Origin of the sequence: Roseateles sp. (genome assembly GCF_052436255.1) — a bacterium.
In the GTDB taxonomy this organism is placed as follows: Bacteria; Pseudomonadota; Gammaproteobacteria; order Burkholderiales; family Burkholderiaceae_C; genus Pelomonas.
On record NZ_JBQVNP010000091.1, the window covers coordinates 1 to 21,310 of the forward strand.

Consider the following 21,310-nt stretch of genomic DNA (forward strand, 5'->3'; position numbering starts at 1 on the left):
AGATTGGCCTCCCAATCCAGGTACAGCGCCTGGCTGTTGCGGCTGCGGTTGGTCGCGTCGGACGGCTGAAAGCCGGGGAAGCCCTGGCTGCCGGCATTGCCGCCGATACCCACGCCGTCGACGTCGCTGTAGGAGCCCGGCTCGCCGGCGACGATGTCGTACTTCTCCTTGCGGTACTCGGCACCGAAGGCGATGTTGCTGCCGCCGAGCAGGTCAGGGAAGAAGCGGCTGACATCAAAGTTGGTCGTCGCCTGGCTGAAGCCGAAGCCGCCGGCGTCGAAGCTCGTCGGGCTGATGCCAGGGCCGCCGGCAGCCAAGTCCTTGTTGGCAATGGAGGCGTTCAGCGTGTTGTTGATGTTGTAGCGCAGCTTGTTGCTGCCATAGGTCTGCGACAGGTCGGTATCCCAGCCCGCGATGGACGCCTTCCAGCCGACGATGAGGTAGCGGTCCTCGACCTTGCCGTCGATGAAGGGCACGAAGCCGGCCGGGTACATCGCAGCGGAGTTGCGGCTGGGGATGTCGTCAGAACCAACGCCGCCGCGCGCCCAGGCCGCCGACGAGGCGTCGCGATCCTGCGCACCTGCCGTCACGTACAGCCTGTTGTCGCCGCCGCCGGGAAACTCGCCATTGAGGTAGACCGTCTGGTTGTCGACCTTGGTATCGCCGATGGTGCGCAGGCTGCCCGAATCCGCCCGGTTGGAGCGCCCCCGATCCTGCCATTCACCCGTGATGCCCAGCCTGCCGTCACCGAGCTTGATGCCGCAGTAGGCCGAGGCCAGGTAGTTCTTGCCGTCGCCAGCCGAGTACTGGCCATAACCCGCGACCGCCTCGCAGCCGGCCTTCTTCTTCAGCTGGAGATTGATGACGCCGGCAATCGCATCGGACCCGTACTGGGCCGCCGCACCGTCACGCAGCACCTGCACGTTGTCGATGGCCAGCAGCGGCAGGGAGTTCATATCCGTACCAGTCGAGCCGCGATTGCGCGCGCCGAACAGGTTGACCAGCGCCACGGTGTGCCGGCGCTTGCCGTTGACCAGCACCAGTGTCTGGTCCGAGCCCAGGCCGCGCAGCGCGGCGGAGTCGATCAGGTCGGCACCGTCCGCGCCGGTCTGGCGCGTCGAGTTGAAGGACGGGGAAAGGTTTTGCAGCGTCTGCGCCAAATCGAATTGACCACCGCCTTCAGCCGCCTTGCCCATCGAGTAGATGTCGACGGGCACCAGCGTGTCGGTGGCAGACGCGGCGGGCAGGCTCTTGCGCGAGCCGACGACGGTGACGCGCTCAAGGCTGCTGGCTTCCTGGGCCAGGGCGGCAGTGCCGGTGAAAAGGGTCAACGCGGCGAGCGCGGTCGGCAGCAGGCGGGTGACGTGCATGAGGACTCCGGGTGGGAATAGGTGATGGCGAGTGAGTTTGCCCCTGCCAACACGGCCGCCGCGTGCCGGTGTTGTGGCCCGCACACAGGTTGGCAGCATCGAAACGAACGAAGCTCGCCTGCAACGCAGCCGTTCGAAAAAACCGCTAGCCGCGCGGGTGATGCTCGGCGTGCAAGGCCTTGAGGCGCTCACGCGCCACATGGGTGTAGATCTGCGTGGTCGACAGGTCGGCGTGCCCCAACAGCAGCTGCACGGCGCGCAGGTCTGCACCATGGTTGAGCAGGTGCGTCGCGAAGGCATGGCGCAAGGTATGCGGCGACAGCGGCACCGTGATGCCCGCCGCCAGCGCGTGTCGCTTGATCAGGGTCCAGAACATCTGGCGTGTCATGCCGGCGCCGCGCGCCGTGACGAAGAGGTCGTCGCTACTTTGCCCGGCCAGGATCTCGGCACGCGCCTCACGCAGGTAGCGCGCCATCCAGTCGCGCGCATGCTCGCCGAAGGGCACCAGGCGGGCCTTGCTGCCCTTGCCGGTGACGTGCAGCACGCCGTCCTTGAAAGCCACATGGGCGCCTTTCAGCGTGACGAGTTCCGACACGCGCAGGCCGCTGGCATACATCAGCTCCAACATCGCGCGGTCGCGCAGGCCCAGCGGCGTGTTGACGTCGGGCGCATCGAGCAAGGCGCTGACCTGAGCCTCGCTGAGCAGCTTGGGCACCCGCAGCGGCTGGCGTGCGGCGCTGAGCTTGAGGGTTGGGTCGGCACTGATGCGGCCTTCGCGCAGCGCCCAGCGGAAATAGCGCTTGAAGACCGACAGCCGCCGGTTGGCGCTGGTGGCCTTGCCCGCCGGCTTGGCGGCCGCGTACTCGAAGAGCTTGAGTTCGGTGCAGGCGTCCAGCGCGACCGGCGCCAGCCATTGCGCCAGCGCCGCCAGGTCGCGCCGGTAGGCCGCCTGCGTGTTGGCGCTCAGGCCGTCTTCCAGCCAGAGCGCCTCGACAAAGGATTCGATTGCGGGGTCGCCCGCTTTGCCGCTCATTGACTCACGCCGTCTTCGGGCCGAGCGTCGGGCTCCAGTTCGCCAAGCCGGCCCGTCTGGCGATGTGCGAGCGGCTCAACACCGCGAGCATCGCCGTCCCTTCGGGGGACCGACCAGATTCGCCCGCGTCCAGCGCGGCGAACCTGGGCGAGGGGTTCCACGTCAATCAAGCTTCAGCTTCTGCTGCGCCACGACCTTCTTGTAGACCTCGAACTCGGCTGCGATCTGTGCGGCGAACTGCTCGGGCGTGTTGGCCACGATCAGTGAACCGGTTTCCTCGATGCGCTTTTTTACTTCCGGAATCTCGACCGCCTTGCGCACGGCCGCATTGATCTTGTCGACGATGTCGCGCGGCAGGCCCTTGGGTGCTTGGATGCCGTAGTAGGCCATGCGGTTGACGGGCTCCAGGCCGACTTCCTTGAACGTCGGCACATTGGGCAAGGTAGCCAGCCGCTGCGGCGAGGCGATGACGATGGGAATGAGGCGGCCGTCCCTGATGAAGGGCAGGGCCGATGGCAGGTTGTCGAAGATCACCGGCACCTGCCCTGCCACCGTGTCGTTCAGCGCCGGGCCGGCGCCGCGGTAGGGAATGTGCAGCATGAACACGCCGGCCAGCGTCTTGAAGAGCTCCGTCTGCAGGTGACCGATGCCGCCCGTGCCGGACGAGGCATAGCTGTGCTTGCCGGGATTCTTCTTCAGTTCCGCGATGAAGCCCTTGTAGTCCCTGGCCGGGAAGCTCGGATGCACCGCGATGACGTTGGGAGTGGCGGCGATGTTGATGACGGGCACGAAATCCGTCAGCGGGTTGTAGGCGATCTTGGCATTGATGGCGGGGTTGGTCGCCGTCGTCGACACGGTGGCCACGCCCAGCGTGTAGCCATCGGGTGCGGAACGCGCAATCTCGTTGGCACCGACCGTGCCGCCGCCGCCCGCCTTGTTCTCGACCACCATGGTCTGGCCCAGGATGGTCGACATGCGCTCGGACACGATGCGCGCAATGATGTCGGTCGTGCCGCCGGGTGCGAACGGCACGATCAGGCGCACGGTCTTGGTGGGATAGGCCTGGGCCCAGGCTTGCGAGGCCAATGGCCCGAGGCCCGACAGGGCGGCGACTTGCAGGACGGAACGGCGTTGCATGAGGTCGGTCTCCTTGGTGTTGGTGGGGCGATGCTAGCCCGCCTGGCCCAGCAAGCCGGCGCGCAGGTTGGCGTCACTGTTTTTATCGCCGAGAAAAACCTTCAGGAAGGCCGTGTAGAAATCCTGGCCCTCGATGGGCTTGCCCCAGACCCGGCCATTGACGGACAGCACCGTGCCGCCTTGGGCGGGCAGATAGTCGATCACGAGCAGGTCGCCTTTTTTCACGCGGCCCACGTCGGTGATCGCAGCGTTGAACTGCTTGACGCGCTCGGCCACGGCCGCCTTCTCGGCGTCGCTGGAATTGCGGTTGACGCCCTTGTTGATGGCCTTGACGAACTCCTGGGTCGACACATCCTTGACCAGCGGAATGACGATGCGCAACTCCAGGCGTTTGGGACCGGTCTGCGCATAGATCGCTTGCGGCGTTGCCGCCTTCTGCGGCAGGTACAGCGCTGCCAGGTAGAGCGAATAGACGGCGACCTGGCGCTTGCCGGTGCCGTTCAGCACCAAAGTGCTGCCGCCGAGCGCCAGGCTGTCGGGAAACTCCTGGCCCTCATAACGTGCGGCCTGAACAGGCATCGACGCAGCGGCCGCCAGGGCCACGGCGGCCAGCGCAGTCAAGGGGCGGCGAACGGACAAATTCATTCAGTGGCTCCAGGGCAAGGCGATGCGGAAGATAACGCGGCAGCCGCCGCGGGCGCGGACAGGGCCCATGCAACGTGCTCGGCCACCAGCGCATCGGCACCCTGGCCTGCGCGCAGCAACGCAGCGCGCAGGCCGGCGTCGTCACGCATGCGTAGCGCATTGCCGGCAGCCACCGCCAGATTGCGCCGCCAGCGCGCAAAGCCGATGCGACGGATGGCCGAACCCTCGGTACGGCGCAGGAACTCGCCCTCGTCCCAATCGAGCAGCAGGGCAATCGGCGCGCCTGCCATGCCGGGCCGCACATCGAAATCCGCCAGCATGGCCGGCTGCGCGAACTTGTTCCACGGGCAGGCCAGTTGGCAGTCGTCGCAGCCATAGACGCGGTTGCCCAGCAGTGGGCGGAGATCTTCCGGAATCGCGCCATCGTGCTCGATGGTCAGATAGGAAATGCAGCGACGCGCATCGACGCGATAGGGTGCCGTGATGGCCGCCGTCGGGCAGACATCGATGCAGGCGCGGCATTCGCCGCAATGCGCGCTAACCGCCTGGGTCAGGGGCAGTTCCAGGTCGATGAAGATCTCGCCGAGGAAGAAGGTCGAGCCGGCATCCCGATGCAGCGTCAAGGTGTGCTTGCCACGCCAGCCCAGGCCCGACCGGGCCGCCAGTTCCACCTCCAGCACCGGCGCCGAATCGGTGAAGACGCGGTAGCCGCGCGGCCCGACCTCGTTGAATAGGCGCTCGGCCAGCTTTTGCAGGCGCTGGCGCAACACCTTGTGATAGTCGCGGCCGCGGGCATAGATGGAGATCTGCGCCTGCCCGGGGTCGGCAAGGCCGGCCCATTCAACGGCCTGCCAGCCTGGCGGGATTGCCTGCGGCAGGTAGTCCATGCGCGCCGTGATGACACGCAGCGTGCCCGGTACCAGCTCGGCCGGCCGCGCCCGTTTCATGCCATGGGCGGCCATGTACTGCATGCGGCCATGGTGGCCAGCGTCCAGCCAGGCCCGCAGGCCGGGCTCGGCGTTGCTCAGGTCGACGTCGGCCACGCCTATCTGTGAGAATCCAAGCTCACGCGCCCAGCCGCGCAAACTCTCCAACAGCGCGCTGGCATCGACAGTGGACGGGACCTCTTGCATTTGTCTGCGATTCTAGAAACCGATCTGCTGTGGCCCGACGAGGCTGCGGCCCGGGCCTCCGCCGAGCATCTTGCGGCGGCGCTGCTTCCCTCCCCCAACGCCATCATCGAATTGCATGGCCCGCTCGGCGCCGGCAAGACCACGTTCGTGCGCCTGCTGCTGCGCGCGCTCGGCGTGCAGGGCCGCATCAAGAGCCCGAGCTATGCCGTCATGGAGACCTATGAACTCGACGCTGGCGTGACGGCCAGCCACTTCGACTTCTACCGTTTCGGCGACCCGCGCGAGTGGGAGGACGCCGGCTTGCGCGACGTCTTCGCCGCGCCGGGCCTGAAGCTCTGTGAATGGCCCGAAAAGGCCGCCGGCCAGATGCCGCCCGCTGACCTGCAGCTCTTCATCGAACTGCTGCCCGACGACAGCCGCAGCGTGCGCGCAGTCGGCGCCGAGCACCTCATCGGGGCGCTGTCCGCATGAAGCGGCGCTCCTCCCTCGGCGCTCTGGCACTGCTGCTGCAGGCGCCCATCACGCTGGCAGCGGGCGGCAAGGTCAACATCGTCGCGGTGCGCGTTTGGCCGGCGGCCGACTACACCCGCGTGACCATCGAGTCGGACGGGCCGCTCGCTGCCAAGCACTTCCTCATCGACTCGCCGCACCGGCTGGTCATCGACGTCGACGGCCTGCAACTCAGCCCGGGCCTGCGCGGTCTGATCGGCAAGGTCAAGGCCGACGACCCCTATATCGCCGGCGTGCGCGTCGGCCAGAACACGCCCACCGTCGTGCGCATCGTGCTCGACCTGAAGCAGGCGCTGGCGCCGCAGATCTTTACGCTGGCGCCCGTCGCCGCCTACAAGCACCGGCTGGTGCTGGATCTGCATCCGCTGGTCGAGGCCGACCCGCTGACCGCTTTGGCGCGGGCCCATGACAGACCGGCCGCCGCCGCACGCCGTGCCGAGGCCGCCGCCAGCGCGGTCAACGATGCGCTGGAGGACCTGATCCAGAAGATCGAGCGCCCCGCCCTGCCCCCGGTGGCCGCAGCGCCGCCGCCCGCGGCCGCATCCAAGCCCGTGCCGCCGCCCACGAGTCCCTCGGTCGCGGCCGGGGCGATGGACCAGCTCATCGTCATCGCCCTGGACCCCGGCCACGGCGGCGAGGACCCTGGCGCCATCGGCCCCACGGGCTTGAGGGAAAAGGATGTCGTGCTGGCGGTGGCCCTGAAGCTGCGCGATCGCCTCCAGACCAACCCCAACATCCGCGTGCTCATGACGCGCGACGCCGACTTCTTCGTGCCCCTGCAGGACCGCGTGCGCAAGGCACGGCGCGTGCAGGCCGACCTGTTCGTGTCGATCCACGCCGACGCCTTCTTCACGCCGCAGGCGCGCGGCGCCTCGGTGTTCGTGCTCAGCGACGGCGCCGCCACCAGTGCCGCCGCCCGCTGGATGGCCAAGCGCGAAAACGCGGCCGACATCGTCGGCGGCGCCAACGTCGGCGTGGCCAGCAAGGACGCCAACGTGCTGCGCACCCTGCTCGACATGAGCACGACGGCGCAGATCAAGGACAGCCTCAAGCTCGGCCACGAGGTGCTCGGCCAGATCGGCCGCATCGGCAAGTTGCACAAGCCCCGCGTGGAGCAGGCCGGCTTCGCGGTGCTGAAGGCGCCCGACATCCCCAGCATCCTGGTGGAGACCGCCTTCATCTCCAATCCCGGCGAAGAGAAGAAGCTGCGCGACCCGGACTACCAGGACAAGCTGGTCGACGCCCTGGCGTCGGGCATCGCCAGGTACTTCAGCAAGAACCCGCCAATGGCGAGGAAGCGCAGCCGGACTCTGTGAGCGGCCGTCTGCGGCGGCCTCGGGGACCGTGGCGCCCATCTCGCCAGGCCGGTGACGGCACCGCATAGGCGGGCCGCACGGCAGCGAGCGCGAGCGCGGTCGGCGGCCGGCGTCGGCTCGAAGGCCTCAGCCATGCGCGGCCGCCGCGCCAACGTCGCCGCGCCGGATGGCGGCCGCACGCTCGCTCACCACCTGCCGCTCCGCCGGGCTCAGGCGCGCCACGTTCTTCACCTGCAGCGCCATGCGCGGGTTGCCGACCAGCAGCGCCTCATGACGCATCAGGAAGTCCCAGTACAGCGTCGTGAAAGGGCAGGCGTGCTCGCCGCTGCGCACGGCGGGGTCGTAGCGACAACCCCTGCAGTGCGGGCTCATGCGCTGGATGTATTTGCCGGTGGCGACATACGGCTTGCTGCCCATCAGGCCGCCATCGGCGTACTGGCTCATGCCCAGCGTGTTGGGCAGCTCCACCCATTCCACCGCGTCGACGTAAACGGCCAGATACCAGGCATGCACCTGCTGCGGCCGCACGCCCAGCATCAGCGCGTACAGCCCGGTCACCATCAGCCGCTGGATGTGGTTGGCATAGCCATGCGTCAGCGTCTGGGTCAGCGCGTCGCGCAGGCAGGCCATGTCGGTGGCAGCCGTCCAGTACCAGGCCGGCAGCTCTTCATGGGCGTCGAGCGCATTGCCATCGGCATAGCGCGGCATGCGCGTCCAGTAGATGCCGCGCACATACTCGCGCCAGCCAAGGATCTGCCTGATGAAACCCTCCACGCTGGCCAGCGGCGCGTGACCATCGCGCCAGGCTGCCTCGGCCGCGGCGACCACCTCGCGCGGGTTCAGCAACTTCAGGTTGAGGGCGGCAGAAAGATGCGAGTGGTAGAGCCAGGGATCGCCGGGCCACATCGCGTCCTGGTAGCGCCCGAAGCTGGGCAGGCGCTCACGGGTGAAGGCGGCCAGGGCGTCCAGCGCCTGGGCCCGCGTCACCGGCCAGGCGAAGCTGTCCAGCCGGCCGGGGTGCGCGGCAAACCGCACGTTGACCAGCGCGATCACCTCGCGGGTCACGGCATCGGGCTCGAAGCCCGCGCGCGCTGGTACGAAGCCCGGCCCGGCGGGGCCGAACGTCGCGCGGTTGTCGGCATCGAAATTCCACTGGCCGCCGATTGGCTTGCCGTCCTCCATCAGCACCTGATGACGTCGGCGCTGCTCGCGGTAGAAGAACTCCATGCGCAGCGATTTACGGCCCTTGGCATACGCAGAAAACTCGCGCACGGTCACGAGAAAGTGCCGATCCTCGCGGATGTCGAGCGGCAGCCCACTCGTCTCGGCCACCGCCTTAACGGCCTGCAGCACACGCCAGTCACCGGGGGCGGTCATCACCAGGCAGGCCGGCCGCAGCCGCGCGATGTCGGCCTGCAGCTGCGCGGCCAGCGTGCCCTGGTTGCCGGCGTCGCCCAGCCGCGTGTAGTGCAGCGGTCGCCGCGCCTGCTGCAAGGCCAGCGCGAAGTGGCGCATGGCCGCCAGGAAAAGCGCCGTGCGCGGCTTGCTGGACCAGACGTGGGTGGATTCCTCGGCCACCTCGGCCATCCAGACGGCGTCGCTGTCGGCGTCAAAACCGTCGAAGCCCGAGGCGTCGAGATCGAGCTGGTCGCCCAGCACGATGACGAGGTTACGCATGTCAGGCATGCGGCGGGCCCTTGCGCCGGCAGACGTCGGAGCAGTACTTCACCTCGGCCCAGCTCCTGGCCCAGCGCCGCCGCCAGGTCATTGCCAGACCGCAGCCCACGCAGGGTTTGGTCGGCAAGGCGGCCTTGTTGCCGCGAAAGCGCGTGCCGCCCGACGTCACGGTCCTGCCTCACCTCACAGCAGGCCGATGCCAGCGGCGCGCCGGCATGCCGCAGCAGCGCCGCGGACAGAGACTAGGCCGACAGCCAGGCGCCCTCCACGCCGCAGCCACCGAGGAAATCGCCGCAGACACCCAGGCCCTGCCCGGCGTCCCACCAGAACGATTCGGCCGGCTCGGCGCGGCGGGCCTGCGGCAGCGCATAGCGCCAGCGGTGCACGGTGCTGTGGAGCCATTCGACCCGGCCGCCGACTTGCTCGGCCAGTGCGGCACGCAGCTGCTGCGCCACCCAGTCGGGCGCTTGTTCGAGGTGCTGGCGACTCCAGCCCGCGCGCGCATGGGCCACCCAATGCGCCTGGCCCGGCACGCGCGCCCGGCCAGGGCGGGCATCGCTGCGCATCACCCAGGCCAGCGGTCCTGCAGCCGGCCGGGCCAGGTCCCAGCCGGGCGGCGCCGCGCCCGCAGTGGCGGCAACGCCCATCAGCGTCCAGCAGGGCTGCATGGGCGCCAGCGCGGCGCGCCGGGCCCATTCGCTTTGCAGTGGCGCCAGCAACGCCGCCGCCTGGGCCGGCGGCAGCGCCAGCACGACCAGATCGAAAGGCGCCCCTTGGCGCTGACCGCCCGCTTGGACCTGCCAGCCAAGCGGATTTGAGTGCAGGCCGTCAACGGCGCAGGGCCACGTAGCGGCCACGCCCCGCAGCAGGCGGCGGCAAAGCTCCGGCATGTCGGGCACGGGCACGTGAAAACGCGTGCCGGGGTCCAGCGGCGGGTCGCCAACGGCCAGGCGCGGCGACCACTCCGCCAGCCAGCCGGCTTGCACACCCCGTTCGACAAAAGCCTGGAAGGCCGCCGATTGCGCCGCCATGCCCAGCGCACCGTGGTCCAGGCGCGTCGTGCACGGCTGGCCGTCGACGTCGACCCAGGCCATCCGGCGGGTGGCGAGGCGCCCGCCCGGCCCACGGGCCTTGTCGAACACATGGACAGCGTGGCCCGCCTGCACCAACGCCTGCGCGCAAGTCGCGCCGGCAATGCCCGCACCGATCACAGCAATCCGTCGAACCATCCCACTCACCATGCACGAATCCTACTCATTACTGATTCAACCGCTGTTCACCTGCGACTTTCCCCTTCTTTTTTGTCCAATAATCAGCGTCAAACCCGATTCATTGCCAGCACATGACCGAAACCACCTTCCACCGCAGCGGCGCCGTGGCCCGCATGTTGAGAATGCCCGTGGCGACGCTGCGCATCTGGGAGCGCCGCTATGCGCTGACACAGCCGGCGCTGTCGGCAAGCGGCCAGCGCCTCTATTCGGCGGATGATGTGCGCCGGCTGGCCCTGATCAAGCAGCTGACCGACTCGGGCCATGCCATTGGCAGCCTGGCGCCACTGGACATGGCGCAGCTGCAGCAGGTGGCGTCCACGCACGCGAATGCTCTGGCGGCCACGCAAAAGCCGGTGAGTGCAGCAGCCGTTGCCGGCCCACCTCGCGAGCCCCTTCGGCTGGTTGTGATCGGTGCGGCACTGGGTGCGCGCTTGCGACGGCCGGCCCTGCTGCGCCGGCTGGGATCAGCGGTGGAATTGCTCGGTCCTTTCGATGACGCCGCACTGGCGGCTGAAGCCGTGGGCAACGCGGCGGCGGATGCCGTGCTGGCCCACCAGCCGCAGCTGCATGCCGGCTGGCAGGCCGCATTCGATGCCGCCGCCCCGGCATTCGCGGCCCTGCCCAAGGCGGTGCTCTATCGCTATGCGGCCGACGCGGTCTGCGAAGCGCTGGCCGATGCAGGCACGCAGCTGCTGCGCGAGCCGCAGCCCGACGCCGCCGTGGCGCAGTGGCTGCAAGGCCTGGCGACGCAACCGCTGCAGCCCGCGAGGCAAACCGCTTCGCCGGGCGTCATGCCAGCACGGCGTTGGGACGACGCGGCGCTGGCCGACATCGCCGGGCTGTCATCGACCATGGCCTGCGAATGCCCCCGCCATGTGGCCGAGCTGCTGATGCAGCTGTCCCACTTCGAGGCCTACAGCGCAGACTGTGAACACCGCAGTCCGGCGGATGCGGCATTGCACGCCCACCTCAGGCGGGTCACTGCGACCTGTCGCGCGAGTTTTGAATCGGCGCTGGAACACATCGCCCAACACGAGGGCCTGCTGCTGCCGCCATGACGCGGCGCACTCACCTCGGCTGCACGCGTGGGTAGGATGGCTGCAACGCCCAGACTCCCCGCAGAAACCGACATGAATACCAACCAGCCGCAGCCGTCAGATTTCATTCCGTTGGCCAGCGAATCGCCCGACGACTGCAGGGGCTGCGGTGCCGGGGACCGGCTGGGTTTCCAGTTCGACTACGCCTACCAGCCCATCGTCGACGTGGGCAACCGCAGCGTCTTTGCTCATGAGGCGCTGGTGCGTGGGCCCCAGGGCGAAGGGGCGATGTCCGTGCTGGCCCAGGTCAATGAGGCCAACCGCTACCGCTTCGACCAGGCCTGCCGCGTCAAGGCCATCAAGACAGCGGCGCAGTTGGGCGTGGCCGAACGCATCTCGATCAATTTCCTGCCGAACGCGGTCTACAAGCCCGAGGTGTGCATCCGCACGACGCTGGAGGCGGCGCGCACGCATGGCTTTCCGACCGAGCGCATCATCTTCGAGGTGACCGAGGGCGAACGTGTCGAGGACGGTCCGTGGCTGGCGTCGATCCTGCGCGAGTACCAGCGCTGCGGCTTCCTGACCGCCATCGACGACTTCGGGGCGGGCTATGCCGGCCTGACGCTGCTGGCCGATTTCAAACCCGACATCATCAAGCTCGACATGGCCTTGGTGCGCGGCGTGGATGCCAGCACATCGCGTCAGGCCATCGCGCGCGGCATGGTGCGCATCTGCCAGGAGCTGGACATCCAGGTCGTCGCCGAGGGCGTGGAGACGGCGAGCGAGCGCGACTTCTTCCTCGTCGAGGGCGTGACGCTGATGCAGGGCTATCTGTTTGGGCGGCCAATGTTCCGCGCCCACGTGACGGCCGACGCCATCGGCTGGCCCGCCGCACCCGCCAGCGACTGAGCGCTCAAGCGCAGCTTGGCACCGGCGTCAAGGCCGCGAAGTCCGCAGCCTTGAGGATGCCAAGTCCGCACCCCTGACAAGAATCGCCCGCTTCAGACCCAACGGTCGAAAGGCAGGCGATGACGAGCGTGATCCTGAGTGTCGCCATCGGCGTGATCTTCGTGTTCATGCTGTTCTCGCTCTTTCTTTCGGCGTCGCTGGAGGCGATTTCGGCCACGCTGAAGCTGCGCGGCCGTGCGCTCCGGGTGGCGCTGGCGCGGCTGATCGACGACCCCGACACGCCGGTGCAGCGCGGCGGCTTCGGCCTGATCGACCGCGCCGTCGCGCTGTGGGCCGGCCGCACAACTGCCGCGCCGGCCGCCGCCGCCGCACCGGCCGTGCTGCTCGCCGATGCCGTGGACGTCGACGCCCCCGAGCGCCATGAAGCCACGCTCGCCGACGGCGATCATCGCCCGCTCGACCCGGTGCGCTTCTTCGATGTGTTCTGCCACCCGCTGGTCGCCGGCGCCTCCGGCAAGAGCAGCCCGTCCTATGTGCCCGACGGCCACTTCACCAGCGCCTTGCTGCACACGCTGCTGCGCGACAAGCCCGAGGCCAGCATCGCTGCCGTGACCGAACGCGTCGCGCTGCTGCCGCCAGGGCCCGTGCGCACCGCCCTCGAAGGCGCGCTGCTGGACGCCCGCGGCGACTGGAACGCGCTGCGCGCCGGCATCGACCGCTGGTACGCCAACGCCATGAACCGGCTCAGCGGCGAGTACAAGCGCTTCAGCCAGCTGCTGACCTTCCTGCTCGGGCTGGGACTGGCGGCGAGCTTCAACATCGACGCCATCGCGCTGGCGCAGCAGCTCTATGCCGACCCGGCGCTGCGTGGCCAGCTGACGGCGCAGGCCGAGCAGTACATGGCCGCGCAAAAGGAGGCGCCGGTCGCCACCGCCTCGGCCCCCGTCTCGGGCGTGGACGCCGAGGCCCGCTACCGCCAGTCCGTCGACCAGTGGGTCAAGGCGCGCGACCTGCTGACGCGCACCGTGCCAGGCGCCTCCGCCGCAGCCGACATGCCGACGCTGGAGCGCGTGCGCCAGGGATGGCTGGGCTGGATGGTGACCGCGCTGGCCGGCATGCTCGGCGCCCCGTTCTGGTTTGACCTGTTGCAGAAGCTGACCAACCTGCGCGGCACCGGGCCGAAGCCGGGCTCCGCGACGGACGGCAAGTGAGGCCCGCCATGACCACCCAGCTCAGCACCCATTTCTCGCTGGCGGAATTCATCCGCTCCGACACCGCCCAGAAGTACCGGCTCGACAATACGCCGCCTGCCGAGATCCAGGCGCGCCTGCAAAGAACGGCCGAGCTGATGGAGGCGGTGCGCGAACTGCTGGGTGGCCGCTCCATCCGCATCAACAGCGGCTATCGCGGGCCTGCGGTCAACCAGGCCGTCGGAGGCGTCAACAGCAGCGCCCATACCCAGGGGTGGGCGGTCGATTTCGTTTGCCCCGACTTCGGCCCACCCTATGAGGTGTGCCGCAAGCTCGCGGACAGCGGGCTGTTGTTCGACCAGCTGATCCACGAATACGGCCGCTGGACTCACCTGTCGTTCGCGCCGACGATGCGCCGGCAGGCGTTGAGCATCGCGAGTGCGGCCCAGGGCTATGTCAAGGGCATCGTGCTGATCAAGACGGCCTAGTCGGGCGACTCCAGGATCACACCCGCTTACGTCTGGGTGGCAGGGCCCGTCAACGGCGCCCGGCTGCCCACGTTGTCATGGCGTCCCAGGCCAGATTCCTGGCTGTGTAGGAGGCCCCTCATGCTTCGTTCCTTCCTTGCCGCCCTGCTCACCGGCGCCGCGCTGCTCGGCGCTCCCGCCGCACAAGCCGGCACCCAATGGTCCATCGGCATCAATGTGCCGGCCGCCGGTGTCGTCGTCTCCAACGGCTCGCGCTACTACATCGAACCGGCACCGGTCTACTACGCACCGCCACCGGTCGTCTACCACGCGCCCCGCCACCACCACGTGCATCGCCATGTCTACGTACCGGCGCCGCGGGTGGTCTACCAGACGTCCTACCGCGGCGACCGTCGCTGGGACCGCCACGATGGTCACCGGCACGGGGACCGCGGCCACGGGCGCCGTGACCGCGACGACCATCGCTGGGACAGCGACCGCGACCACGGCCCTCGCCGCAGTCACTGAGCGTCAACGCCCTCCTTGCGGAGGGCGTTTGCATTGGCGCGCTATTGCCGCAGCTGCGCGCGGATCTCGTCCAGCAGCGCTTCCAGGTCGGGGAATTCAAACGGCTTGAGCAGCGCCCGCACGTTCGGGCCGAAGGTCGACAGGTCGTCCCCCATCGCATAGCCCGACGAAAACAGCAGCCAGGCGTCGGGCTGCTGCCGCAGGATGGCGCGAGCCAGCTCCACGCCGGACATCTTGGGCAGGCTGACATCGGTCATGACGAGGTCGAACTTGCCCGGTGCGTAGGTCACCAGTGCGTCCTCAGCGGTGGCACAGGCCTCCACCTCCAGCCCCAGTTCTTCGAGCAAAAAGGTGATCTGCTCGCGCAGATCGGCGTTGTCCTCGATGAAGAGGGCGCGCAGCGGCAGCTCCGCCGGCGGCTCGCCCCGAAGCGGCGCGGACCGCCGGGAAGCGGCCAGCTCCGCCACTGTGCGGGCCAGCACGCGCGGCGACACGGCCTTGGGCAGGCAGCGCTGGAAGCCGGCTTCGAGCGCTGCGTCACGGTCCGTCGCCCGCACATAGGCGGTCACGGCGGCCGCTGCCAGAACCTCGGGACCAAGCTGCATTTCCCGGCGCACGTAGCGGATCAGGTCATAGCCTCCCATGCCGGGCATGCCCAGGTCGCTGAGCAGCACGTCAAAGCGCTGCTCGCGCAGCAGCATGATGGCCGCTTCGGCCGATTCGGCCGTGACCGCATCGGCGCCGCGCTCCGACAGCAGCCGGGCATGGGCTTCGAGCACATCTGCATGGTCGTCGACCAGCAGCACCCGCACGCCGTCGATGACCGGCTCGATCCCCCCGCCATCGGCATCCACGCCGGACAAGCGGGGATGGGAATGGCCGGCGCGCGGCAGGCGCACCCTGAACACGGCGCCCCGACCCGCGCCGGCGCTGTCGGCCGACACCGCACCACCGTGCAGCTCGACCAGGTTCTTGACGATCGCCAGCCCCAGCCCCAGGCCACCATGCATGCTGGTGGCGCTGCCGTCGGCCTGGCTGAAACGGTCAAACAGGCGGGGCAGGAAGTCCGGCTCGATGCCCTGGCCGGTGTCGCTGACTTCCAGCTCGACGACCGGCCCCTGCACCGCCGTCGACAAGGTGACAGTGCCGCCGACCGAAGTGAACTTCATTGCATTGGTGACGAGGTTCATGACGATCTGGGTGAGCCGGCGCGAATCGCCGAAGACCTCGGCCGCCTCGGGCGCCAGGCGCAGCAGCAGCTCGAGCTGGCGCGACTGCGCCGTCGGACGTGCGTTCTCGACCGCGCCCATGACGATGCCGTTGATATCCACCCGCTCGACGTTCATCAGCTGCTTGCCCGCGGCGATGCGGCTCATCTCCAGCAGGTCATCGACGAGCACCGCCTGAGCCTGGGCATTGCGCGCGATGGCCTGGATGCCCCGCTCCAGCATGCCCGGTTGCACGCCCGGATGCGTCAGCACATTGACCCAGCCGATGATCGCGGCCAGCGGCGTGCGCAGCTCGTGGCTGATGGCGGCGACGAATTCCTCCTTGGCGCGCGCGGCATGGTCGGCAGCGCTGCGCGCGGCCTGCTCGGCGGCCAGCAGTTGCTCGCGGCGCAGCTGCAGTTCGTGGCGGTCGGTGATGTCGTGGAAATAGACGGACAAGCCTTCGGGCGACGGATAGCAATGGCATTGCAGCCAGCGCCCGGCCGCGCCGGGCGCCACGGCTTCGAACGAGAACGCCTGGTCGCCCGCGCCCGAGCTGTCGAAACCAGTCTCGAAGTCCTCCTCGCCAAACACGTCAGTGCGGCGCTGCCCGATCAGCTCGGCCTCGCTGAGGCCGAGCAAGCGTGCGCCCTGCTCGTTGACATAGCCGATGCGGCCATCAGGCTCGACCAGCAGCAGCCCGTCGGTGATGCTGCTCATCATGGCCTTGAGGCGGCGGTCGGCGGTCAACAGCGCCTCGGTGCGGTCCGAGACACGCCGCTCCAGCGTCTCGTTGAGCTCGCGCAAGCGCTCCTCGGCGCGCCGACGCTCCTCGACTTCGGCCAGCAGTGCGAGGTTGGCGCGCTGCAGCTCGCGGCTCTTGCGGTCCAGCTCGGCGAACACGGCCACCTTGGAGCGCAGCACCGCCGGGTTTACCGGCTTGTGCAGGTAGTCCACCGCGCCTGAGCCATAGCCCTGCAGGCGGTACTGGTCCTGATCGAAATAGGCAGTCAGGAAGATGATGGGCAGGTGGGCGTTGCGTTTGCGCTCCTTGATCATCTGGGCCAACTCGATGCCGTTCATGTCGGGCAACTGGATGTCCAGCACCATGACCGCGAACTCCTGACCCATCAGCGCCAGCAGCGCCTGGTCGGCCGACAGCGCCCGCACGATGCGGTAGCTCGGGTCGGTCAGCACGCTTTCCAGCACGAGCAGGTTGGCCGGCTCGTCGTCGACGATCAGGATGTTGGTGAGCTCCTCCTGGCCCGCTTCCAGCGCCTGGACGTCGGTCGTCGGCATCGTCATCGTCATTACCGGTACAGCCAGACGCGCATCAGCGACAGCAGCTGCGCCGTGTTGACGGGCTTGGAGATGTAGTCGCTGGCGCCCGCCTCCAGGCACTTCTCGCGGTCACCCTTCATCGCCTTGGCCGTGAGGGCCAGGATGGGCAGGTTGCGGAACTCAACATGCGAGCGGATTTCCTTCATGGTCTCGTAGCCGTCCATGTCCGGCATCATGATGTCCATCAGCACGAGGTCGAGGTCGGCGGTGCGCTGGATGATGTCGATGGCAGCGCGGCCGCTGGTGGCGGTCAGCACCTGCATGTCCTGATTCTCCAGCAAGGTGGTCAGCGCGAAGATGTTGCGCGCGTCGTCGTCCACCACCAGCACGCGGCGCCCGCGCAGCATCTCGGAAGCGCCGTGCAGCTTCTGCAGGATGTCCTGCTTGTCCTGCGGCAGCTCGGTCACCACGCGGTGCAGGAACAGCGCCGTCTCGTCGAGCAGCCGCTCGGGGCTTTGCACGTCCTTGAGCACGACGCTCTTGGCCAGCGTGCGCAGCTGCTTCTGCTCAGGCTCGGACAGGTCCTTGCCGGTGAAGACGACGACCGGCACGGCCGCCAGCGTCGGGTCGCCGTGCAGCTGTTCGAGCAGGCCGAAGCCGCTGACATCGGGCAGCCGCAGGTCCAGCACGATGCAGTCGAAGCGCTCCTCGCGCAGCACCTGCATCGCCTCGGCGCCGGTGCCGACGGCCTTCATCTCGATGTCGTCATGGCCGAGCAGCTCGACGATGGCCTGGCGCTCGATGTCGTCGTCCTCGATGACGAGCAGGCGGCGGGTGCGCGGCGCGGCGAAGTCGCGGATGCGGTCCAGCGCCGCCTCCATGCCGTCGCTGGTGGGCGCCTTGACCACATAGGAGAAGGCGCCGTGGGCCAGGCCGTGGTTACGGTCTTCCTCGGCGACGCTGACGATCTGCACGGGGATGTGCCGCGTCAGCGGATCGAGCTTGAGCTGGTTGAGCACCGTCCACCCGAGCATGTCGGGCAGGAAGATGTCCAGCGACACGGCGGTGGGCCTGAAGCGCCGCGCCAGCTCCAGCCCCAGGCTGCCCTTGAGCGCAACCAGTCCCTTGAAGCCGCGATCCCGCGCCAGGCCCAGCACGATGCGGGCGTAGTGGGGGTCGTCCTCGACGATGAGCAGCACCGAGTCGCCTTCCTCGATGTTGTCCCGGTCGTCGGCCACCTGGGTCTCACGCACCATCGGCAGGCTGCTGCGCTGGGGCGCCATCGGCGCGCGGCCTTGTTCGGGCAGCGGCATCGGGGCGCTTTCGCCACCCGAGAAATGCAGGGGAAGGTAGAGCGTGAAGGTGCTGCCATGGCCCGGCACGCTGGTCAGGCGGATCTCGCCGCCCAGCAGCGCCGCCAGCTCGCGGCTGATGGCCAGGCCCAGACCGGTGCCACCGTATTTGCGCGAGGTGCCGGCATCGGCCTGCTGGAAGGCCTCGAAGATCAGGCGCTGCTTCTCGGGCGCCACGCCGATGCCGGTGTCCTCCACCGCAAACGCCAGCACCTGGGGCGACTTCGACAGCACCGGGTGCTCGCTGCTCCAGCCACCCTGGGCCAGGCTGACGCGCAGCTCGACATGGCCCTGGGCCGTGAACTTGACGGCGTTGGACAGCAGGTTCTTCAGGATTTGCTGCAGGCGCTTGGCATCGCTCTCCATGCTGCGCGGCAGGTCGTCGGCGAAGGTCAGGCGCAACGGCAGGCTCTTGGCCTCGGCGACATGGCGGAAGTTGCGGTCGATGCTGTCGCGCAGCGAGGCGAAGGGGATGTCCTCGATGTCCACCGTCACCGTGCCGGACTCGATCTTGGACAGGTCCAGGATGTCGTTGATCAGGTGCAGCAGGTCCGAGCCCGAGGAGTTGATGTTGCGCGAGAACTCGACCTGCTTGGTCGACAGATTGCCCTCGTTGTTGCTGGCCAGCTGCTGGCTCAGGATCAGGATGGAGTTCAGCGGCGTGCGCAGCTCATGCGACATGTTGGCCAGGAACTCCGACTTGTACTTGGACGTCAGCGCCAGCTCGGCCGCCTTGTCCTCCAGCGCGTGGCGGGCCTGTTCGACCTCGGTGTTCTTGCGCTCGACTTCCTCGTTCTGCTCGGCCAGCAGGCGCGCCTTGGTGCCGAGCTGCTCGTTGGTCTCCTGCAGCTCGCTCTGGCGCGACTGCAGTTCCACCGTCAGCTGCTGCGACTGCGCCAGCAGCGACTCGGTGCGCATGGTCGCCTCGATGGTGTTGAAGACCGCGCCGATGCTCTGCGTCAGCAGCTCCAGGAAGGCCAGCGAGCCGCCGCTGAAGGACTGCAGCGTGGCCAGTTCGATAACGGCCTTGGTCTCGCCCTCGAACAGCACCGGCAGCACGATGACGCTGACGCGCGGCGCCGAACCCAGGCTCGACGAGATGGCAACGAAGTCGGACGCGATGTCGGCCAACAGGGTGCTGCGCTTGTCCAGCGCACATTGGCCCACCAGGCCTTCGCCCAGCTCGATGGTCGGCGCCAGGCGCACGGCGCCCGACTGCGCATAGCTGGCCAGCAGACGCAGCCGCGGCTGCTCGTCGGCCTCGGCCCCCACCAGGTGATAGATGGTGCCCTGATGGGCCTGCACCAGGGGCGCCAGCTCGGTCAGCAGCATCTGGCTGACGGTCTGCAGCTCGCGCTGGCCCTGCAGCATGCCGGTGAAGCGCGCCAGATTGGTCTTGAGCCAGTCCTGCTCGCGGTTGCGCTCGGTGGTCTCGCGCAGGTTGGAAATCATCGTGTTGATGTTGTCCTTGAGCTCGGACACCTCGCCCTTGGCCTCCACCTGGATGGCGCGCGTCAGGTCGCCCTTGGTCACGGCCGTGGCCACCTCGGCGATGGCGCGCACCTGGGTCGTCAGGTTGGCGGCCAGCAGGTTGACGTTGCCGGTCAGGTCCTTCCAGGTGCCCGCAGCACCGGGCACATGGGCCTGGCCGCCCAGGCGCCCGTCCACGCCGACCTCGCGGGCCACATTGGTCACCTGCTCGGCGAAGGTGGCCAGCGTGTCGGTCATGTTGTTGATGGTGTCGGCCAGCGCCGCCACCTCGCCCTTGGCCTGCACGGTCAGGCGCTGCGTGAGGTTGCCGTTGGCCACGGCGGTCACGACCTTGACGATGCCGCGCACCTGCTCGGTCAGGTTGGAGGCCATGAAGTTGACGTTGTCCGTCAGGTCCTTCCAGGTGCCGCCGACGCCGGCCACCTGGGCCTGCCCGCCCAGCTTGCCCTCGGTGCCGACCTCGCGCGCCACGCGCGTGACTTCGCCGGCAAAGGCGTTGAGCTGGTCGACCATGGTGTTGATGGTGTTCTTCAGCTCCAGGATTTCGCCGCTGACGTCCACCGTGATCTTGCGGTTCAGGTCACCGCGCGCCACGGCCGTGGTCACCTCGGCGATGTTGCGCACCTGGGCCGTCAGGTTGGCGCCCATGGTGTTGACCGAGTCGGTCAGGTCCTTCCAGGTGCCGGCCACGCCGGGCACCACGGCCTGCACGCCCAGGCGGCCTTCGGTGCCGACCTCGCGCGCCACGCGCGTGACCTCGGACGCGAAGGAGCGCAGCTGCTCCACCATGGTGTTGATGGTTTCCTTGAGCTGCAGGATCTCGCCGCGCACGTCCACGGTGATCTTCTTGGACAGGTCGCCGTTGGCCACCGCGATCGTCACGTCGGCGATGTTGCGCACCTGGCCGGTCAGGTTGGACGCCATCGAGTTGACGTTGTCGGTCAGGTCCTTCCAGGTACCCGCCACGCCGGGCACCTGGGCCTGGCCGCCGAGCTTGCCCTCGGTGCCCACCTCGCGCGCCACGCGGCTGACTTCGGAGGCGAAGGCGCCGAGCTGCTCGACCATGGTGTTCATGGTCTGCTTGAGCTCCAGGATCTCGCCCTGCACGTCCACGGTGATCTTGCGTCTGAGGTCGCCGCGGGCGATGGCCGTGGCCACGTCGGCGATGTTGCGCACCTGGTTGGTCAGGTTGGACGCCATCGAGTTGACGTTGTCGGTCAGGTCCTTCCACACGCCGGCAACACCTGGCACCGCCGCCTGGCCGCCGAGCTTGCCCTCGGTGCCGACCTCACGCGCCACGCGCGTCACTTCGGAGGCGAAGGCGCGCAGCTGGTCCACCATGGTGTTGATGGTTTCCTTGAGCTGCAGGATCTCGCCGCGCACGTCCACGGTGATCTTCTTGGACAGGTCGCCGTTGGCCACCGCAATCGTCACGTCGGCGATGTTGCGCACCTGGCCGGTCAAGTTGGACGCCATCGAGTTGACGTTGTCGGTCAGGTCCTTCCAGGTGCCGGCTACGCCGGGCACCTGGGCCTGGCCGCCGAGCTTGCCTTCGGTGCCGACCTCGCGCGCCACACGCGTGACTTCACCGGCGAAGGCGTTGAGCTGGTCGACCATCGTGTTGATGGTGTCCTTGAGCTCCAGGATCTCGCCGCGCACGTCAACGGTGATCTTCTTGGACAGGTCGCCATTGGCCACGGCCGTCGTCACCTCGGCAATGTTGCGCACCTGGCCGGTCAGGTTGGTCGCCATCGC

The 21,310-nt window shown here is 68.4% G+C and carries 17 protein-coding genes; 7 read left to right on the top strand and 10 right to left on the bottom strand.

All coding sequences use genetic code 11. The annotated features are described in order from the left end of the window. The 5 genes from ACT6S0_RS18280 to queG form a co-directional block, all read right to left on the bottom strand. Positions 1 to 1,370: TonB-dependent receptor plug domain-containing protein (locus tag ACT6S0_RS18280; RefSeq protein WP_444765219.1), on the bottom strand; the 1,370-nt coding region annotated here is incomplete at its 3' end. Positions 1,371 to 1,515: 145 nt separating this feature from the next. Next, entirely contained in the window at positions 1,516 to 2,403 is an 888-nt protein-coding gene (gene xerD, locus ACT6S0_RS18285; RefSeq protein ID WP_444765220.1) for a site-specific tyrosine recombinase XerD, read from the bottom strand. Positions 2,404 to 2,565: 162 nt separating this feature from the next. After that, positions 2,566 to 3,540 (bottom strand): tripartite tricarboxylate transporter substrate binding protein BugE, encoded by a 975-nt coding sequence (locus ACT6S0_RS18290; protein ID WP_444765221.1) that lies wholly within the window; start codon positions 3,538 to 3,540, stop codon positions 2,566 to 2,568. A 33-nt stretch (positions 3,541 to 3,573) separates the two neighbouring features. Continuing rightward, complete coding sequence (locus tag ACT6S0_RS18295; RefSeq protein WP_444765222.1) at positions 3,574 to 4,185, bottom strand: chalcone isomerase family protein; 612 nt, start codon at positions 4,183 to 4,185, stop codon at positions 3,574 to 3,576. Continuing rightward, positions 4,182 to 5,318, bottom strand: coding sequence for a tRNA epoxyqueuosine(34) reductase QueG (gene queG, locus ACT6S0_RS18300; protein WP_444765223.1), 1,137 nt, complete (start codon positions 5,316 to 5,318; stop codon positions 4,182 to 4,184). The genes ACT6S0_RS18295 and queG overlap by 4 nt, the downstream gene beginning before the upstream one ends. Here queG and tsaE point away from each other — a divergent pair, their 5' ends adjacent. Beyond that, a complete protein-coding gene (gene tsaE / locus ACT6S0_RS18305) occupies positions 5,319 to 5,789 on the top strand; it encodes a tRNA (adenosine(37)-N6)-threonylcarbamoyltransferase complex ATPase subunit type 1 TsaE (RefSeq protein ID WP_444765224.1) in 471 nt (156 codons plus the stop codon). It begins immediately after the preceding gene. Next, positions 5,786 to 7,144, top strand: coding sequence for an N-acetylmuramoyl-L-alanine amidase (locus ACT6S0_RS18310; RefSeq protein ID WP_444765225.1), 1,359 nt, complete (start codon positions 5,786 to 5,788; stop codon positions 7,142 to 7,144). Before tsaE ends, ACT6S0_RS18310 begins: the two co-directional genes overlap by 4 nt. A 126-nt stretch (positions 7,145 to 7,270) precedes the next feature. Here the strand turns inward: ACT6S0_RS18310 and ACT6S0_RS18315 are convergent, their stop codons facing one another. From ACT6S0_RS18315 to ACT6S0_RS18325, 3 genes are all read right to left on the bottom strand, one after another. Beyond that, complete coding sequence (locus ACT6S0_RS18315; RefSeq protein ID WP_444765226.1) at positions 7,271 to 8,830, bottom strand: cryptochrome/photolyase family protein; 1,560 nt, start codon at positions 8,828 to 8,830, stop codon at positions 7,271 to 7,273. After that, positions 8,823 to 8,990, bottom strand: coding sequence for a DUF2256 domain-containing protein (locus ACT6S0_RS18320; protein WP_444765227.1), 168 nt, complete (start codon positions 8,988 to 8,990; stop codon positions 8,823 to 8,825). Before ACT6S0_RS18320 ends, ACT6S0_RS18315 begins: the two co-directional genes overlap by 8 nt. 73 nt (positions 8,991 to 9,063) lie before the next feature. After that, positions 9,064 to 10,050 (bottom strand): NAD(P)/FAD-dependent oxidoreductase, encoded by a 987-nt coding sequence (locus ACT6S0_RS18325; RefSeq protein ID WP_444765228.1) that lies wholly within the window; start codon positions 10,048 to 10,050, stop codon positions 9,064 to 9,066. A 113-nt stretch (positions 10,051 to 10,163) separates the two neighbouring features. Here ACT6S0_RS18325 and ACT6S0_RS18330 point away from each other — a divergent pair, with 113 nt between their 5' ends. The 5 genes from ACT6S0_RS18330 (at position 10,164) to ACT6S0_RS18350 (ending at position 14,223) form a co-directional block, all read left to right on the top strand. Further along, positions 10,164 to 11,150 carry a MerR family transcriptional regulator gene (locus ACT6S0_RS18330; RefSeq protein ID WP_444765229.1) on the top strand — a complete coding sequence of 329 codons (987 nt, stop codon included), beginning with the start codon at positions 10,164 to 10,166 and terminating at the stop codon, positions 11,148 to 11,150. Positions 11,151 to 11,222: 72 nt separating this feature from the next. Next, positions 11,223 to 12,038: an EAL domain-containing protein gene (locus tag ACT6S0_RS18335; RefSeq protein ID WP_444765230.1), complete on the top strand. Its 816-nt coding sequence runs from the start codon at positions 11,223 to 11,225 to the stop codon at positions 12,036 to 12,038. A 119-nt stretch (positions 12,039 to 12,157) separates the two neighbouring features. Next, positions 12,158 to 13,249 carry a hypothetical protein gene (locus tag ACT6S0_RS18340; RefSeq protein ID WP_444765231.1) on the top strand — a complete coding sequence of 364 codons (1,092 nt, stop codon included), beginning with the start codon at positions 12,158 to 12,160 and terminating at the stop codon, positions 13,247 to 13,249. An 8-nt stretch (positions 13,250 to 13,257) separates the two neighbouring features. After that, positions 13,258 to 13,716, top strand: a complete 459-nt coding sequence (locus ACT6S0_RS18345) for a D-Ala-D-Ala carboxypeptidase family metallohydrolase (protein ID WP_444765232.1) — start codon at positions 13,258 to 13,260, stop codon at positions 13,714 to 13,716. Between the two features lie 120 nt (positions 13,717 to 13,836). Next, positions 13,837 to 14,223 carry a hypothetical protein gene (locus ACT6S0_RS18350; RefSeq protein WP_444765233.1) on the top strand — a complete coding sequence of 129 codons (387 nt, stop codon included), beginning with the start codon at positions 13,837 to 13,839 and terminating at the stop codon, positions 14,221 to 14,223. Positions 14,224 to 14,264: 41 nt separating this feature from the next. On the opposite strand, the gene ACT6S0_RS18355 is transcribed toward ACT6S0_RS18350, so the two are convergent. After that, a complete protein-coding gene (locus ACT6S0_RS18355) occupies positions 14,265 to 16,736 on the bottom strand; it encodes a response regulator (RefSeq protein WP_444765234.1) in 2,472 nt (823 codons plus the stop codon). Positions 16,737 to 16,741: 5 nt separating this feature from the next. Beyond that, on the bottom strand, positions 16,742 to 21,310 hold a 4,569-nt coding region (locus tag ACT6S0_RS18360), incomplete at its 5' end, for a HAMP domain-containing protein (protein ID WP_444765235.1).